The sequence below is a fragment of the Paraburkholderia sp. BR10937 genome (assembly GCF_040965695.1).
GTDB lineage: Bacteria > Pseudomonadota > Gammaproteobacteria > Burkholderiales > Burkholderiaceae > Paraburkholderia.
Genome location: NZ_JBFRCL010000180.1, coordinates 1 through 343, shown reverse-complemented (window position 1 = coordinate 343; position 343 = coordinate 1). Strand labels below are relative to the sequence as shown.

The window sequence follows — 343 nt, the reverse complement described above, 5'->3', positions numbered from 1 at the left end:
GGGGTGGGACCAGCTCGCTATGGTCATCAGGCATGACGGGTTGCTGCGTCGCAGGGTTCTGCGCCACAGCCAATCGGGAAGAAGCGTAAAGAGGTGTTGCTGAATTGGGGTTGTGTTGTTTCAGGCACAACACACATAGTGTGGGTTTTACGTAAATGCTGAAGCATTAACGTAGACCGACACGTGATCTCAACCTGTGCGCCCTTCACTCCACACCGGGAGGGAGGCACACCTGTTATAGGATCAAGCCTTACGGGCAATTAGTATCAGTTAGCTTAACGCATTACTGCGCTTCCACACCTGACCTATCAACGTCCTGGTCTCGAACGACCCTTCAAGGGGA

At 53.1% G+C, this 343-nt stretch carries 1 rRNA gene; it reads right to left on the bottom strand.

From position 1 onward, the window contains the following. Window positions 1–239: 239 nt before the first annotated feature. Window positions 240–343 (bottom strand): 23S ribosomal RNA (locus AB4Y44_RS42540); the annotation flags it as partial.